Raw genomic sequence first — 13081 nt, 5'->3', positions numbered from 1 at the left:
TCAGGACCCCGCGTAGAAGAGGTAGGAGACGCGGTCGGCCACCGACTCGGGCACGGCCACGGACTCGCGGGCGGACCGTTCACCGACCTGGCGCAGGGCCTCCGCGTCCACCTCGATCTGGTCGAGGATCACCCGGACGGCATGCTCGACGGGCAGGAAGCGGTTGGGCAGTACGGAGCAGGTCCGGTAGGCGGTGAACGGGTCGGCGCGCGGGTTGAGCTGGACGAGCGCGGGCAGTTCGTCCCAGTCGTCGGGGAACGCCGGGCCGGTGTGGGGGTGCGGGTCGAGGACGGCTCCGCCCTGGTGGCGCAGCAGCCCGAGGCGGGCGAGCTGCCAGACGGCGGCCAGGAAGGGGCAGGACCAGACGCGCTGCCCGTCGGGGGTGTCGCTGAAGAGCTCGACGTCCAGGAAGACGGAGTGCCGGCGGGCCGCGGTCTCCGTGGGCGGCTGCCAGGCGGTGGCCCTCCGCATGGCCTGGGGGGTGCGCGCGGCGGGGCTGCGCAGCCCGTTGGCCAGCCAGCCGGTCTGTGCGGCGGGGGGCCGGTTGCCGTAACTGCCGGGCGGCGGTTCCTCGACGATGCGGCCGGCCACCGCCTCCGCGACGGGCACCTTGCCGTTGACCGCGCAGCCGGACTCGCGGGCCAGGTAGTCGACGCTCAGCCCGGCGCGACCGGCCTCCGCCAGCAGCAGGGGGACGAGTTCGGCGGGGCTGGAGAAACGGGTGAAGTAGTCGTCGACGAGGAAACAGGTGCTGATCCGGGGGCGCTTGCCGCCGGCCAGGTCGGCCGCGGCCGTGCGCGCCGCCTCCACCCAGGGACGTACCCGCTCGAAGTGGAGCCGCAGACGGCCGGGGCCGGCCTCGAGGTCCTCCATGTAGAAGTGGCCGAGTTCCAGGGAGAGGTGGGACAGCGGCACCGCCTGGGTCCGCGGCTCGGCGGTGGTTTCGCGGAACACCGCTTCCGTCATGGCCGCCCCCAGTGGGAGTCGTCGGTCAGCCGCCGGGCGATCTCCTCGAGCGCCTCCAGCGTCTCCTTGTTGGCGATCTGGGTGGAGAGCACGTCGTCCTCGGTGATCAGCTGTTCGCGCCACTGCAGGATGGGCTCGAGCGGTACGGTGCCGAGGACCACGCTGTCGCCGATGCGCTGGTCGGCGGCGAGCCGGCGCAGCGCCTTGTCGCAGGCCTGCATCCAGGTCTGCTGCGCGTGCGAGATCTGCGAGAACAGGGGCGACTCGGGGTCGGGCACGGCGGCCCGTACGAAGCGGATGTTGCCCTGCAGCGTCTCCCTGCGGTGTCCGCGCTCGACTCCGCCGCGGACGATGCCGTTCTCCTTGTGGACGAGACCGGCGGCGGCGATGACGTGCTGGTGGGTCCAGCGGTGGAAGACGAGCCAGCGGTAGGGGACGTGGCGCATCCGGGGGTGGGCCGTGGCCGCCAGGACGAGGTCGACGGCGTAGCTGCGGCCGGCGCTCAGGTCGACGACGACCAGGTCGAACTCGCCGTGCAGCCGCAGGAGGAGGTCGGTGCACCGCTCCAGGGCCTCCTCGCCCGTGGCGAACTCGCCGCCGCCGATGTCGCCGGGGTAGAGGACCAGGCGGCCGGACTGGTTCTGCCGGGCCCGCAGCATGGGGTGCTCGGTGTCCCGCCAGATGTCGATGCCGGCCGGCTCGGTGACCTCGCCCTCGAGGTAGGAGTGCAGGCCCCGCTCCTCGGTGCCCCGCATCGCGCTGGGGACGTCGAAGACGGCGGCGGCGGTCGGTGATCCGAAGTCGAAGTCCAGGTAGGCGACATGGTCGCCGGTCAGGGCGCGCTGGTAGGCGAGGTTGGCGCTGGTGACCGAGCGGCCCGTGCCTCCCTTGTCGGAGGCGGCGAAGACGAGCACGGCTCAGCCCTCCTGCGCGGCGGCGTCCCGGGCCTGGGCCAGGGTGTCGAGTTCCTGGAGCACGGGCAGGGCGAGCGCGAACGCGCTGGCGGGCCGGTCGTCGACCAGACGGCGGGCGTGCTCCAGGCGGCTCTCTATGTTCCGCATGGCACGGCCCCGGCTCCCGTCGCCGGCGGCGGAGGCCTCCAGCTGTTCCTTGCCGAACAGGTGCGTGGCCTCGCTGAGCAGGTCCCGGGCGAGCTCGGCGAGTTCCGTGCTGCGGATGGGCTGCTGTTCGTACATGTTGCGGGCGGCGACCAGGCACTCGGTGACCCGCTCGGTGACGCTCCAGGACAGCCGGCGGGTGATGCCGTGGGCGTCCGGGTAGACGGCCCGGACGTTGTCCCAGAGGCCGGCGCCGTCGCCGTCCGCGATCCTCCGGTTCCACAGGTGCTCGAAGGTCTGCTCGGCGAGGCGCAGCAGCCGGTCCTGGGCGTCGATGCTGCGGGAGAGTTCGGCGAGCTGGACGGTCCGCTTGAGCAGCTGGGCCGAGAAGTCGGTCATCCGCCACTGGAGCAGCGATCCGGAGCGTTCGGATCCGGCGAGGGGCATCAGCACGCCCGGGTCGTGCAGCCGGACGACGGGGTCGTTCATCGTCATCCGGCTGGTGACGCGGCCGCGGTCGGCGAGGCGTTCCATGATGGCGACGGTGCGGGTGAGGTCGTCGTCGGTGGCCTTCCGGCGGACCAGGTCGTGCACGAGGATGGCCGCGACGGTCAGGGAGAAGTACTCCGACTCCAGCCGCAGTCCGGTGGTCTGCCAGGGGAGGTCCTCCAGGGGCCAGCGGTCGCTGCCGAAGCGGGCGACGGCCGACCAGTACTGCTGGCTGAGCTCCCAGCGCAGCCGGAGCGCCTCGGCGAGTTTCTGCTGGTCGGCGTCGAGCAGGCCCAGGGTGAGGGTGCGGTCGGAGAAGAGGTCCTGGATACCGTCCAGGGCGACCACGGTGAAGTACACGTACGGCAGCCGGTCGGCGATGCCCTCGGGCTGGCCGGCCACCTGGACGTCCAGGTCGGTGATCCGCGGCGCGTCCTTGACCACGCCCCAGGCCCAGCCGCACTCGAAGAGCTGGGTCTCGTCCCGGATGCTCTCGTCGACCTGGATGCCTCGGCTGAGACTTTCGATGATGGTGGCGCGCAGCGGGCGGAAGCGCCGGGAGAACTGCTGGAGCACCGCCCGGTCGGAGTGTCTGTTCTGGCCGATGACCTGGATCAGCCGGCGGCCCTGCTCGGACTCGGCGTCGAAGACGTTGACGGTGAAGGAGCGCAGCAGGCTGATCATCGCGGCGGTCAGCCGGGCGTTGGTGGCGTCCCGCAGCTCGCTGAGGGCTCTGCGTACGTCGGGGCGGGTGGTGCTGGTTTCGTAGACCTTGAGGAACCCGAGGGTGGCGAGGCAGAGCGTGACGGACATGGAGTAGGAGTCGACGACACCTAACTTGCCCTGCTCGTAGGTGAGTTCCTGGGAGGTGTCGACGGGTTTGAAGTACGGTCCGCCGGCGAAGGTGGGGCTGTCGTCGGGTCCGGTGTAGGTGCGCATGAACTGGGTCAGCGCGGCGATCAGGTTCGGCGGGATCTCCAGCCGGCTGCCGACCCGTTCCAGCGCGCGCAGCACGTCCTGCTCGGTGGTGTCGGGCTGGTCCAGGCGGAACGCGGGGATCTCCGTGGCGGGGTACAGCAGACAGAGCAAGCGCTCCGCGTCCGCGACACTGCTCAGTCCGTCGCCGTCCCCCCAGAGGAGTTTGCCGTCGTCGAACGAGTGGCGTGCCGCGGCCCGCCAGATGTCCAGCAGATGCTGGCGTGGCTTGATCTGCATCCCCCTACCCCTCGCACAGATCCGGTTGCCCGTGTGCAGACATGGTCCCCGTTCCTACGTGGCGGCAACCGCCGAGTTCCGCCGCCCCAGAGCGAGGATGATTCCCTCGTGGCCCGGCCGCACCACGTGGTGCAGGTCGTGGATCTCCAGGCCGTCGGCGAAGCCCGTCAGGCTCTCCCGGACCCGGTGCTCGTTCACCCGGTAGGCCGGGTAACGCTGGTCACCGATCCGGTAGCCGACCGACTCCTTCATGAACGCCGCGGCGAACGGGGCGCCCTCGGTCAGTGCGTCCATGAAGCAGGTCATGCCCCGCTGGAACTCCTCGGGGCACTCGGACATGGAGTCGGCGACGAAGAACATCGTCCCGATGTCCCAGCGCCGCTGTCCGTCGAGATCGAGGAGGCTGCCCCGCTCCACCCGGACGATCTCGCCGAACCGGCTCCTCGGCTCGACCCGGCGGTAGGCGGGGTCGGCACCGAACACGTCCCAGAAGGGGTCCCACACCACGTCGTACCCGGCGGGAGACGCCTGCTTCTCCAGGTACTCGACGTTGGGGCGGGCGTACTCGAGCAGGAGGACCTTCTCGCACCAGGGCAGCATGGACAGCGCCGGGTAAAGGTTCGCGCCGGCGCCGACGTCCACTCCGCGCACCGAGTCAGGGACGCCGTTCGCGAAGCAGCCGCTGAAGTAGTCGCGCATCAGCCGCACGATCAGCAGGTCGACCTCGAGCGGGGTGCGGTAGTTGAGGTCGACATAGGCCTCTGGATCGAACTTCGACCAGGGGGCATCGGCGTTCCGGTCCATCATCACCCTGCCGCGTTCCATTTCAGTGTCGGACAAGACCGTGTGCCCTGTCTGCGCGTCCCTGTGAACGTCGGCAGCCGAAACGGCATCCCCGGTTCTCGCACGGTAGGCCGATGTGGCGCACGGAGACAGCCAGGAACACGCCAGTCCGCAGAGAACGGGCGCACACCAGGCGCACGTCAGCACTCCTCCGTACACCCGAACTCGCCCTTGCACGGGCTGAGTTGGAAGGTCACTCTAGCCAGAAGGGGCCACCGGCCGCCACCGGGAGCCTTGAATCCTTCCGGGTGAGGGGCCGGTGCTCATCGCGTTGACGTCCGCACGTCCCGACTGGGGGGTTGCATGACCGCCGAACCGCTGGAGCGCACTCTGGACCACGAAGGGCACTTCGCGGACCCGTCCGGGTCTCCGGGGTCCCGGAGTCCGGCCCTGCGCGCGGCACGGGAGTCCGACCTGCCGGAACTGCGCCGGCTCGACGAGGAGGTCTTCCAGGAGGTCGCCTATCCCGCCTTCCTGCTGCGCCAGCTGTACGACATGTACGCGGAACACCTGCTGGTCCTCGACGAGGGCGAGGGCCGGCTGCGCGGATACGTGCTGGCCGCCACCTCGGCGCTCAGCCGGGACAGCTGGATCCTCGGTCTGTGCGTGACCCGGAACCGCCGTCGGCACGGACTGGGCCGGGAGCTGATGACGGAGGTCCTGGCCCGGCTGCGCGGGGACGGGATCGAGCAGGTCCGGTTGACCGTGGAGCCCGGCAACCACGCCGCGATCCTGCTCTATCGCTCCCTGGGCTTCAGCCCCGAACCGCCCGACGACGGTCTGCGCCCCGACTACTTCGGCCCCGGCCAGGACCGTCAGATCATGCACCTGCGGCTGGCGCGGGACCGCTGAGCCGCCGCTCGGCGTTCCGTCGTCCGGTCAGGACGCCGTCCGGGCCGCCGCCAGCAGCCGGGTCACGTCGGTCGCGCAGATGGTGAGGGCCGCGCCGACCGTGGCGAGGGCGTCGCGTTCGGCGGGGGTGTAGGGGCCGTCGGCGAGGGCGATGCGGGCGCCCTGGAGGAGGATGGATTCGCGGCCGGGGGCGGCGAGGTGGGGGGCGAGGGGGTCCAGGGCCTCGTGGAGTTCGATGGCGAGGCCCGCCGTGCAGGGTTCACCGGTGAAGCGGCCGGTGTCCGCTTCCAGGGCCTCGACGAGCGTGGCCAGCTGGTCCTCGGTGCAGTCGTCGAAGCCGGCCGCGCGCACTCCGCCGGCGGCCGTCTCCAGGGAGGCGCGCGAGCAGATGCCGCCCGCGGTCAGTACCGCGAGGGCGACGGTGTGGACGGCGTCGCGGAGCATCGCGGCGAAGCGGGTGGTGGTGGGGTGGTCCAGGACGTCGGTGCCGTAGTGGCGGCGGCAGGCGGCGCACTCGACGGTCGGCGCGGACTCGCCGCGCGGCAGCAGGGGCACCCCGAGCAGGGTGAAGCGGCGGCGTCCGGCGAGCCGCTGGTAGTTGCGGTCGCCGCCGCAGCCGGGACAGAAGAACTCCCCGTCGCCGACGGCCGTCCACGCGGTGCGGGTGCCCAGCAGGCGCGAGAGTCCGGCAGCAACGGCATGGCCGTTGGGTCCCCGTTCTGGCAGCACGTCGCACCTCCGTCAACGCCACAGCACCATCGCCGCGCTTGCGTGATGTTAGCCACATCGGTGAGCCCGAGTCAGTACCCAGGACGAGACCTTTCCGTGACCTCCACGACTATTGGCCGGTAAACGACGGGGGCTCCGCCCGCCGGAAACGGCGGACGGAGCCCCCTGCCCCCTCGAAACGGCTGTTCAGCGCGCCGCGCGGTTGACGGCCGAGACGACCGCCTTCAGCGAGGCCCGCGTGGTGTTCGCGTCGATTCCGATCCCCCACAGGACCTTGTCGCCGATCGCGCACTCGATGTACGAGGCGGCCTGCGCGGAGGCCCCCTCGCTCATGGTGTGCTCCTGGTAGTCCAGCAGGCGTACGTCGATGCCGACGGCGGCCAGGGCGTCGAAGAAGGCGGAGATGGGTCCGTTGCCGGTGCCGGTCAGGGTGGTCTGCTCACCGTCGACGGTGGCCTCGACGGTGAGGGTGTCCACGCCGTCACGGTCGGTGGTGGACTGGCCGTTGGCGACCTGGATACGGCCCCAGGCGTTGTCCGGGTTGGGCAGGTACTCGTCCTGGAAGACGTCCCAGATGGCGGTCGGCGTGATCTCGCCGCCCTCGGCGTCCGTCTTCGCCTGGATGATCTTCGAGAACTCGATCTGCATCCGGCGCGGCAGGTCCAGCTTGTGGTCGTTCTTCAGGACGTACGCGATACCGCCCTTGCCGGACTGCGAGTTGACGCGGATGACCGCCTCGTAGGAGCGGCCGACGTCCTTGGGGTCGATCGGCAGGTACGGGACCGCCCACTCGATGTCGTCGACGGTGACGCCCCTGGCCTTCGCGTCGGCCTCCATCGCGTCGAAGCCCTTCTTGATGGCGTCCTGGTGGGAGCCGGAGAAGGACGTGTAGACCAGGTCGCCCACGTACGGGTGGCGCGGGTGGACGTCCATCTGGTTGCAGTACTCCCACGTACGGCGGATCTCGTCGATGTCGGAGAAGTCGATCTGCGGGTCGACGCCCTGGGAGAACAGGTTCATTCCCAGCGTGACCAGGTCGACGTTGCCGGTGCGCTCGCCCTGCCCGAACAGACAGCCCTCGACGCGGTCGGCACCGGCCATGACCGCCAGCTCGGCCGCCGCGACCGCCGTACCGCGGTCGTTGTGCGGATGGACCGACAGGCAGACGTGCTCGCGGCGGGACAGGTTGCGGCCCATCCACTCGAAGCGGTCGGCGTGCGTGGAGGGGGTGGAACGCTCGACGGTGGCGGGCAGGTTGAGGATGATCTCGCGGCCGGGACCGGGCTGGTACGTGTCCATCACCGCCTCACAGACCTCCAGGGCGAAGTCCAGCTCGGTGTCGGTGAAGATCTCGGGGCTGTACTGGTAGCCGAACGCCGTACCACCAGTCTCCGGGCCCAGCAGCTTCTCGGCGTACTCCATGACCAGCCGGGTGCCGTCGACGGCGATCTGCCTGATGTCGTCCCGGGAGCCGCGGAAGACCACGCGGCGGAAGACGGGCGCGGTGGCGTTGTACAGGTGGACGGTGGCGCGCCTGGCGCCCTTCAGCGACTCCACCGTGCGCTCGATCAGGTCCTCGCGGGCCTGGGTCAGCACGGAGATGGTGACGTCCTCCGGGATGGCCTCCGGGTCCTCGATGATGGACCGTACGAAGTCGAAGTCGGTCTGGCCGGAGGCGGGGAAGCCGACCTCGATCTCCTTGTAGCCCATCTTCACCAGCAGGTCGAACATGGCGCGCTTGCGGGCGGGCGACATGGGGTCGATCAGGGCCTGGTTGCCGTCGCGCAGGTCGGTGGAGAGCCAGCGGGGGGCGGTGGTGATCCGCTGGTGCGGCCAGGTGCGGTCGGGGATGTCGACCTGCTCGTAGCGGCCGTACTTCTGGATCGGCATGGAACTGGGCTGCTGGCGGTTTGCCATGGTGCGTGGGCTCCTCGGGGGTCCGCGGGGTGTCCTGGTGGACGGCCGACGGCGCAACGCCGAACTCCGCGGGGAGGGGGTCGGCCTCTAGTACAGGCCCTCGCCGCGGCAGCTAAGGAGGAGCAGCCCGAAACGCATGATGCTCCGCAGCCTAACCGAGTCACCCGCCGTGCGAGGGTCCGTATCAGTATGCGGGACCGCCGGGATGAAGTGGACAAAGAGTGCCGTATACCACTTCCCGCGGCGGCCGGAGGGGGAGTGGCGGAGGATTTCATCCATCACGGTTGCAAGGGGTGACATGTCAGTGACGGAGTGCAATGGTTCTGACATGACCAGGAACGGGGGCTTCGAGCCCGTATTCTGCACGATCATCCCGCCGCACGTCCTCGACCGGCTGGCGCAGTCCGACGACCCCGCGCGCTCCGGACGCGCGCGCCGCACCATCCAGCGCGACGCCTACGAACGCACCCAGCGCCACCTCACCACCGTCGCCGGCGCCCCGGCCGTCGCCCTGCTCGCCGACGCCGAACCCGGCAAGCCGCACCGCACCGTGTACGACGCCCGGAACGGCACCGACCTGCCGGGGACGAAGGTCCGCGGCGAGGGCGACGACCCCGGCCAGGACGCCACCGTCAACCGCGCCTACGCCGGCCTCGGCGCCACGTTCGAGCTCCTCCTGAAGGCGTACGCCCGCGACTCCATCGACGGCCACGGACTGCCGCTGGACGCGACCGTGCACTACGACGAGGAGTACAACAACGCCTTCTGGAACGGCGAGCAGATGGTCTTCGGCGACGGGGACGGCGAGATCTTCCTCGACTTCACCAACGCCATCGACGTCATCGGCCACGAACTCGCCCACGGCGTCACGCAGTACACCGCCAACCTGACCTACTACGGACAGCCGGGCGCGCTCAACGAGTCGGTGTCGGACGTCATCGGCGCGCTCATCAAGCAGTACACGCTCGGCCAGACCGCCGACGAGGCCGACTGGCTGATCGGCGCCGAGCTCCTCGCCCCGGACGTCACGGGCAAGGCGCTGCGCTCCATGAAGGCACCGGGCACGGCGTACGACGACGACGTGCTCGGCAAGGACCCGCAGCCCGCGACGATGGACGACTACGTCCGCACCGGCCGCGACAACGGCGGCGTGCACATCAACTCCGGCATCCCCAACCACGCCTTCTACCTGGCGGCCACCACCCTCGGCGGCCACGCCTGGGAGCGGGCCGGCCAGGTCTGGTACGACGTGCTGACCGGCGGCGACCTCCAACAGGACGCGCACTTCACCGACTTCGCGACACTGACGCTGAAGGCCGCCCGCGCCCGCTACGGCGACGGCGACGAACTCCAGGCGGTGACCAAGGCGTGGGAGCGGGTGGGGGTGCGGACGCTGTAGTTCCGTACTAGACACGGATCCATGCGTATTCAGGTACGGCGCACGGGCGGATTCGCGGGCATCGAACGGCGGGCCGAGGTGGACACCACGGGCCGCCCCGACGCGGCGGAATGGCACACCCTGGCCGAGCGGGCCCTGGCCGCAGGCCGGGCCACCCCGCCGGCCGGGGTACCGGACGGCTTCAGCTACCGGATCACGGTGGACGGCAGAACGGTGCACTGCGCCGACCCGGGACTGACGGAGGAGCAGCGCACGCTGATCAGAAGGGTGCTGAAGGAGGGGGCGTGACACACTCTCCGGCCCGAGGCGAAGCCGCGGTAGCGGCCCGCCGAGCGCCAACGGATCACCGGCAAAGAGCGCGAGGAACTCAGGGCCGTTTGGGCCACGGCCTTCGGCCCGGCGAGGACCAAAGGCAGACCAGCGGTCGAGTCGGCCGCACAGCGAACTCCAAAGCGTCAAGGGGCGTTTCGCCGAGCTCCCGGACGAGGCCGTCCAAGTGTGCCCGCACTCTGCCGCTGGCACCCATGAAGACATGACTGCTGCTCAGCCACCAGCCCACCGGGTTGTGAATTTCCCCGAACAACCCTCCAACAGGAGCGCTTCGTCCAGGTATCGAACCCCTCGATCCGGACTGACCCAATAGGGTTCGTCATTCATGAAATTCGGCCCAGCAGCCAAAACCGGCTGAATTTCCAAACCTCGGAACTCCCTCATGAAGTCGGCGAATTTCTCATGGATCACATATCCGGAGAGAGTGAGCCGTTCAACGGTGTCCGAGATGTCCAAGCACCTCCCTGGCCACCATCCGGCAGCCAGGAGCGCTTCCTGGACGGGGAGACTCAACCCATGATCGGGTGCGGTTGATTCAGGGTCCAATGGAAAGTCCCTTCTTCAGCCGAGAACACCTTCCACAAGGCTGACCCACGTCGCCGTGCTCCCACCTACCGTCATCGTCGTCACCCACGTGGACAACATCCATATGCCCTCCACGTATCGCGTCGGGCCCCTCGGCCATGTAAGCCTTGATCAAACACTTGGTCTCGGCACATCCGCCATGGTGGTCGAACTCGTCAAACACATCCTCCGTGCCGGGAGGCGCGACGGCCAGCTCTTTGTTGTGCGCTCGATAGGTCTGCCCCGATGGGGAAGTGTATTCGGCAGCATATTCCGCGCCGTACGCCTCTGCCACGTCGGCGTAGGGCGTCGACATCCTCATGATCAAGGAGTTGTTGGGTCACGCCCACATCGGCGTCACCGCCACCGTCTACGCCCACGTCCGACTCCGCCTCCAGCGCAACGCCTCGACACTCTCAGCACCGCGCTCAGCAGTGGTGGGATCACCGAGACGGCCAGCTCCGATGGCGATGAGCCGCCACCTTGCACCGTCCTTGTCCGCTGACGTTGCCGCTGACGTTGAAAGGGTGGGGTGACAGCGGGCGTTGGTGGTGTTACATCCTCGTCATGAGGTACGCGGATGGCGGCGGTCTGACCGCTGCGGGGCGGGCGAAGCGTGAAGCGGCGCGCTTCGAGGCCGCGGAGATGTTCGAGCAGGGGGTGCGGCCGCCGGAGGCGGCCCGCCGGTTACGGGTGTCGCGGAAGTCGGCGTACGCCTGGCACGCTGCCTGGCGCAAGGGCGGCAGAGCGGCTCTGGTGTCCAAGGGCTCCGGCGGCTTTCCGTGTCAGCTCAGCGATGGCCAGGCGGGGGTCTGTCAAACGAACGGAGTGACCGCTACCGGCTGGCCTGGGCCGTGCTGCGGGTGGTCGTGAGGGGTGTGGCGCCGTGGCGGCGTTGGCGTCGGCTGTATGCGGTGATGGCCTGCCACAGATCACGCCGGTCGACGTCGGGCCAGTAGCGGGGGGTGAAGTGCAGTTCGGCGTAGGTGGCGTGCCAGGGAAGGAAGTTGGAGGTGCGGTGTTCGCCTCCGGTGCGCCACAGCAGGTCGACGTCGGGCATGTCGGGGTGGGGCAGGTGGCGGGCGAAGTCGTCCTCGCCGATGAACCGGGGGTCGATGTCGCCTGCGCGGACTGCTTGGGCGAGGGCGGCAGCGGTGCGGGTGATCTCGTCGCGGCCGCCGTAGTTGATGCACACGGTCAGGGTCAGGCCGGTGCGGTTGCGGGTGCGGTGCTCTTCGCGTCGCAAGGCGTGGACGAGTTCGTCGGGGAGTTTGTCGGGGTGGCCCAGCCAGCGCTGGCGTACGTCGAGGTCGCGCAGGGGGCCTTCGTCGAGGTCGTGTCGGATCGCGTCCAGGATGGTGGTGATCTCGTCGGTGTCGCGTTTCCAGTTCTCGGTGGAGAACGCGTACAGGGTCAGGTGGGGCAGGCCGATCTCGAGGGCGCCGTAGATCATCTCGTGGACGGCGGGACCGCCGGCTCGATGGCCGTCTGGGCGGGGCAGGCCGCGCTGGTTGGCCCAGCGACCGTTGCCGTCCATGATGACCGCCACGTGGGCGGGCATCCGGTCGGCGGGGATCTGCGGGGGCCGGGCCCCGCCTGGGTGCGGGAGCGGGGGCCGCAGGGCGGTGCTCTCGGCTGCCGGGCTCACAGCGCTCAGGAGGGCCGAGGGCCGTCGGGGCCCGGGGGCGGTCAGCGGGGTCAGGCTCCAGGCCAGGTGCGCGCGGAGGCGGGCGGGGGCGAGGATGCGGGCGCGGGCGACCAGGGTGGGCCGGGGTGCGCGCTTGAGCAGGGCGGGGCCGGCGGCGTCGACGGCATCGAGTTGGGCGCGCATCAGGCAGGCGGCTGTGTCGAGGACGATGGAGGCGCCCGGGTGCATGCCCCTGGTCATTGTGGGCTGGGTCAGCCACTGGCGGGCCAGGGCCGTCATCTCCCCGATCAGCGCCGCTGTGGCCGGGCTCCAACGACCTTGCCGCAGGTCGTCTTCCACGCCGGGGAAGGCGACCAGGGCTTCGTGCGGCAGGAGCAGGTCGCCTTGGGGGAGGTCGGTGCTCAGGTCGGTGAGGATGTCGGTGAGCCGGGCGCCGTCGACGAACTGCGCGTAGTCCTTGTGCCGGTCCAGCCGGAGCGTCATCGGCGCTCCGGCCTGCTCGAACAGGTGCCGTAGCTGGTCGACCCACGGCACCACTGCCTCGGTGCACCAAGCGCGCCACTGGTCCCAGTCGGCGAAGCGCCGGCCGCGGGCGTCGTCGCGTGTGCTGGTCATGGCGCCCTGCAGGCTGGACAGGTCCAGATGCCATCGCAGGGCGGTGTCCACCAGGGCGTGGCGGACCGGATCGGTGCTGGTGCCGGCCGCCAGGTCGTCTTGCAGGGCTCGGGTCCACGCTTCGACGCGGGCCTCACGCTCGGCCGGCTGCGCGTCCCGCTGGTCGGCGAGGTCGTCCAGGACGCTCGCCGCCGCCCACAACGCCCAGCCGGCCGGGCGCAGCACGGCCGGCATCAGCCGGATGAGGGCGTAGATCCCGGTATCGTGCACGCGCGTGGTGCGTCGGCACAGCCGGTACGCGGCCCGCAGGTCCGGGGCTTCACTCGGAAGCGACCGGGCAATGGGCCGCCGTTGCTGTGCGGGCAGGGCCGCCTTGCGGTCTGCCGTGGTGAGTTGTGTGGTGGTGCGCATGGGGATGGAGACCTCAGTGTGCTTCGGTGTCCGCGTTGCCGATGA

Annotated in this window: 13 protein-coding genes; 4 read left to right on the top strand and 9 right to left on the bottom strand. The window is 70.1% G+C overall.

The features are described 5' to 3' along the window. The 4 genes from HTV45_RS09965 to HTV45_RS09950 are packed head-to-tail and all read right to left on the bottom strand — an operon-like array spanning position 1 to position 4535. Positions 1-966, bottom strand: coding sequence for an SCO2522 family protein (locus HTV45_RS09965; protein WP_215205320.1), 966 nt, complete (start codon positions 964-966; stop codon positions 1-3). Continuing rightward, positions 963-1880, bottom strand: a complete 918-nt coding sequence (locus tag HTV45_RS09960) for an SCO2523 family variant P-loop protein (RefSeq protein ID WP_215205319.1) — start codon at positions 1878-1880, stop codon at positions 963-965. Before HTV45_RS09960 ends, HTV45_RS09965 begins: the two co-directional genes overlap by 4 nt. Positions 1881-1883: 3 nt before the next feature. Next, positions 1884-3728: an SCO2524 family protein gene (locus HTV45_RS09955; protein WP_215205318.1), complete on the bottom strand. Its 1845-nt coding sequence runs from the start codon at positions 3726-3728 to the stop codon at positions 1884-1886. A 54-nt stretch (positions 3729-3782) separates the two neighbouring features. Then, positions 3783-4535 (bottom strand): SCO2525 family SAM-dependent methyltransferase, encoded by a 753-nt coding sequence (locus tag HTV45_RS09950; RefSeq protein WP_215205450.1) that lies wholly within the window; start codon positions 4533-4535, stop codon positions 3783-3785. A gap of 339 nt (positions 4536-4874) precedes the next feature. On the opposite strand from HTV45_RS09950, the gene HTV45_RS09945 reads away from it, so the two are divergent. After that, complete coding sequence (locus HTV45_RS09945; protein WP_215205317.1) at positions 4875-5423, top strand: GNAT family N-acetyltransferase; 549 nt, start codon at positions 4875-4877, stop codon at positions 5421-5423. Between the two features lie 27 nt (positions 5424-5450). On the opposite strand, the gene HTV45_RS09940 is transcribed toward HTV45_RS09945, so the two are convergent. Together HTV45_RS09940 and leuA are read right to left on the bottom strand one after the other, a co-directional pair. Then, the gene (locus HTV45_RS09940; RefSeq protein WP_215205316.1) at positions 5451-6152 is read right to left on the bottom strand and encodes a TerB family tellurite resistance protein; all 702 of its coding nucleotides are present in this window, start codon (positions 6150-6152) and stop codon (positions 5451-5453) included. A 186-nt stretch (positions 6153-6338) separates the two neighbouring features. Next, positions 6339-8069: a 2-isopropylmalate synthase gene (gene leuA / locus HTV45_RS09935; protein WP_215205315.1), complete on the bottom strand. Its 1731-nt coding sequence runs from the start codon at positions 8067-8069 to the stop codon at positions 6339-6341. Between the two features lie 328 nt (positions 8070-8397). Between leuA and HTV45_RS09930 the strand changes: the two genes are divergently transcribed. Both HTV45_RS09930 and HTV45_RS09925 read left to right on the top strand, forming a co-directional pair. Beyond that, complete coding sequence (locus HTV45_RS09930; RefSeq protein WP_215205314.1) at positions 8398-9468, top strand: M4 family metallopeptidase; 1071 nt, start codon at positions 8398-8400, stop codon at positions 9466-9468. A gap of 21 nt (positions 9469-9489) precedes the next feature. Next, the gene (locus HTV45_RS09925; protein WP_215205313.1) at positions 9490-9756 is read left to right on the top strand and encodes a protealysin inhibitor emfourin; all 267 of its coding nucleotides are present in this window, start codon (positions 9490-9492) and stop codon (positions 9754-9756) included. A 255-nt stretch (positions 9757-10011) separates the two neighbouring features. Here the strand turns inward: HTV45_RS09925 and HTV45_RS35205 are convergent, their stop codons facing one another. Continuing rightward, positions 10012-10311: an SUKH-3 domain-containing protein gene (locus tag HTV45_RS35205; RefSeq protein WP_215205312.1), complete on the bottom strand. Its 300-nt coding sequence runs from the start codon at positions 10309-10311 to the stop codon at positions 10012-10014. Positions 10312-10333: 22 nt separating this feature from the next. Next, the gene (locus tag HTV45_RS09915) at positions 10334-10678 is read right to left on the bottom strand and encodes a hypothetical protein (RefSeq protein ID WP_215205311.1); all 345 of its coding nucleotides are present in this window, start codon (positions 10676-10678) and stop codon (positions 10334-10336) included. A 251-nt stretch (positions 10679-10929) separates the two neighbouring features. Between HTV45_RS09915 and HTV45_RS09910 the strand changes: the two genes are divergently transcribed. Next, positions 10930-11235 carry a helix-turn-helix domain-containing protein gene (locus HTV45_RS09910; RefSeq protein ID WP_285899629.1) on the top strand — a complete coding sequence of 102 codons (306 nt, stop codon included), beginning with the start codon at positions 10930-10932 and terminating at the stop codon, positions 11233-11235. Here the strand turns inward: HTV45_RS09910 and uppS are convergent. Then, positions 11198-13036: a polyprenyl diphosphate synthase gene (uppS, locus tag HTV45_RS09905; RefSeq protein ID WP_215205310.1), complete on the bottom strand. Its 1839-nt coding sequence runs from the start codon at positions 13034-13036 to the stop codon at positions 11198-11200. The genes HTV45_RS09910 and uppS overlap by 38 nt on opposite strands. Between the last annotated feature and the right edge of the window lie 45 nt (positions 13037-13081).

Origin of the sequence: Streptomyces sp. CHD11 (assembly GCF_018638295.1) — a bacterium.
GTDB lineage: Bacteria > Actinomycetota > Actinomycetes > Streptomycetales > Streptomycetaceae > Streptomyces.
This window is presented reverse-complemented; position numbering and strand designations above follow the sequence as displayed.

Coding starts and splice junctions, on each gene's coding strand:
- HTV45_RS09955 (WP_215205318.1), bottom strand. CDS start 3,728: ATGCAGATCAAGCCACGCCAGCATCTGCTGGACATCTGGCGGGCCGCG.
- HTV45_RS09950 (WP_215205450.1), bottom strand. CDS start 4,535: ATGATGGACCGGAACGCCGATGCCCCCTGGTCGAAGTTCGATCCAGAG.
- HTV45_RS09965 (WP_215205320.1), bottom strand. CDS start 966: ATGACGGAAGCGGTGTTCCGCGAAACCACCGCCGAGCCGCGGACCCAG.
- HTV45_RS09910 (WP_285899629.1), top strand. CDS start 10,930: ATGAGGTACGCGGATGGCGGCGGTCTGACCGCTGCGGGGCGGGCGAAG.
- HTV45_RS09925 (WP_215205313.1), top strand. CDS start 9,490: ATGCGTATTCAGGTACGGCGCACGGGCGGATTCGCGGGCATCGAACGG.
- uppS (WP_215205310.1), bottom strand. CDS start 13,036: ATGCGCACCACCACACAACTCACCACGGCAGACCGCAAGGCGGCCCTG.
- leuA (WP_215205315.1), bottom strand. CDS start 8,069: ATGGCAAACCGCCAGCAGCCCAGTTCCATGCCGATCCAGAAGTACGGC.
- HTV45_RS09915 (WP_215205311.1), bottom strand. CDS start 10,678: ATGTCGACGCCCTACGCCGACGTGGCAGAGGCGTACGGCGCGGAATAT.
- HTV45_RS09945 (WP_215205317.1), top strand. CDS start 4,875: ATGACCGCCGAACCGCTGGAGCGCACTCTGGACCACGAAGGGCACTTC.
- HTV45_RS09930 (WP_215205314.1), top strand. CDS start 8,398: ATGACCAGGAACGGGGGCTTCGAGCCCGTATTCTGCACGATCATCCCG.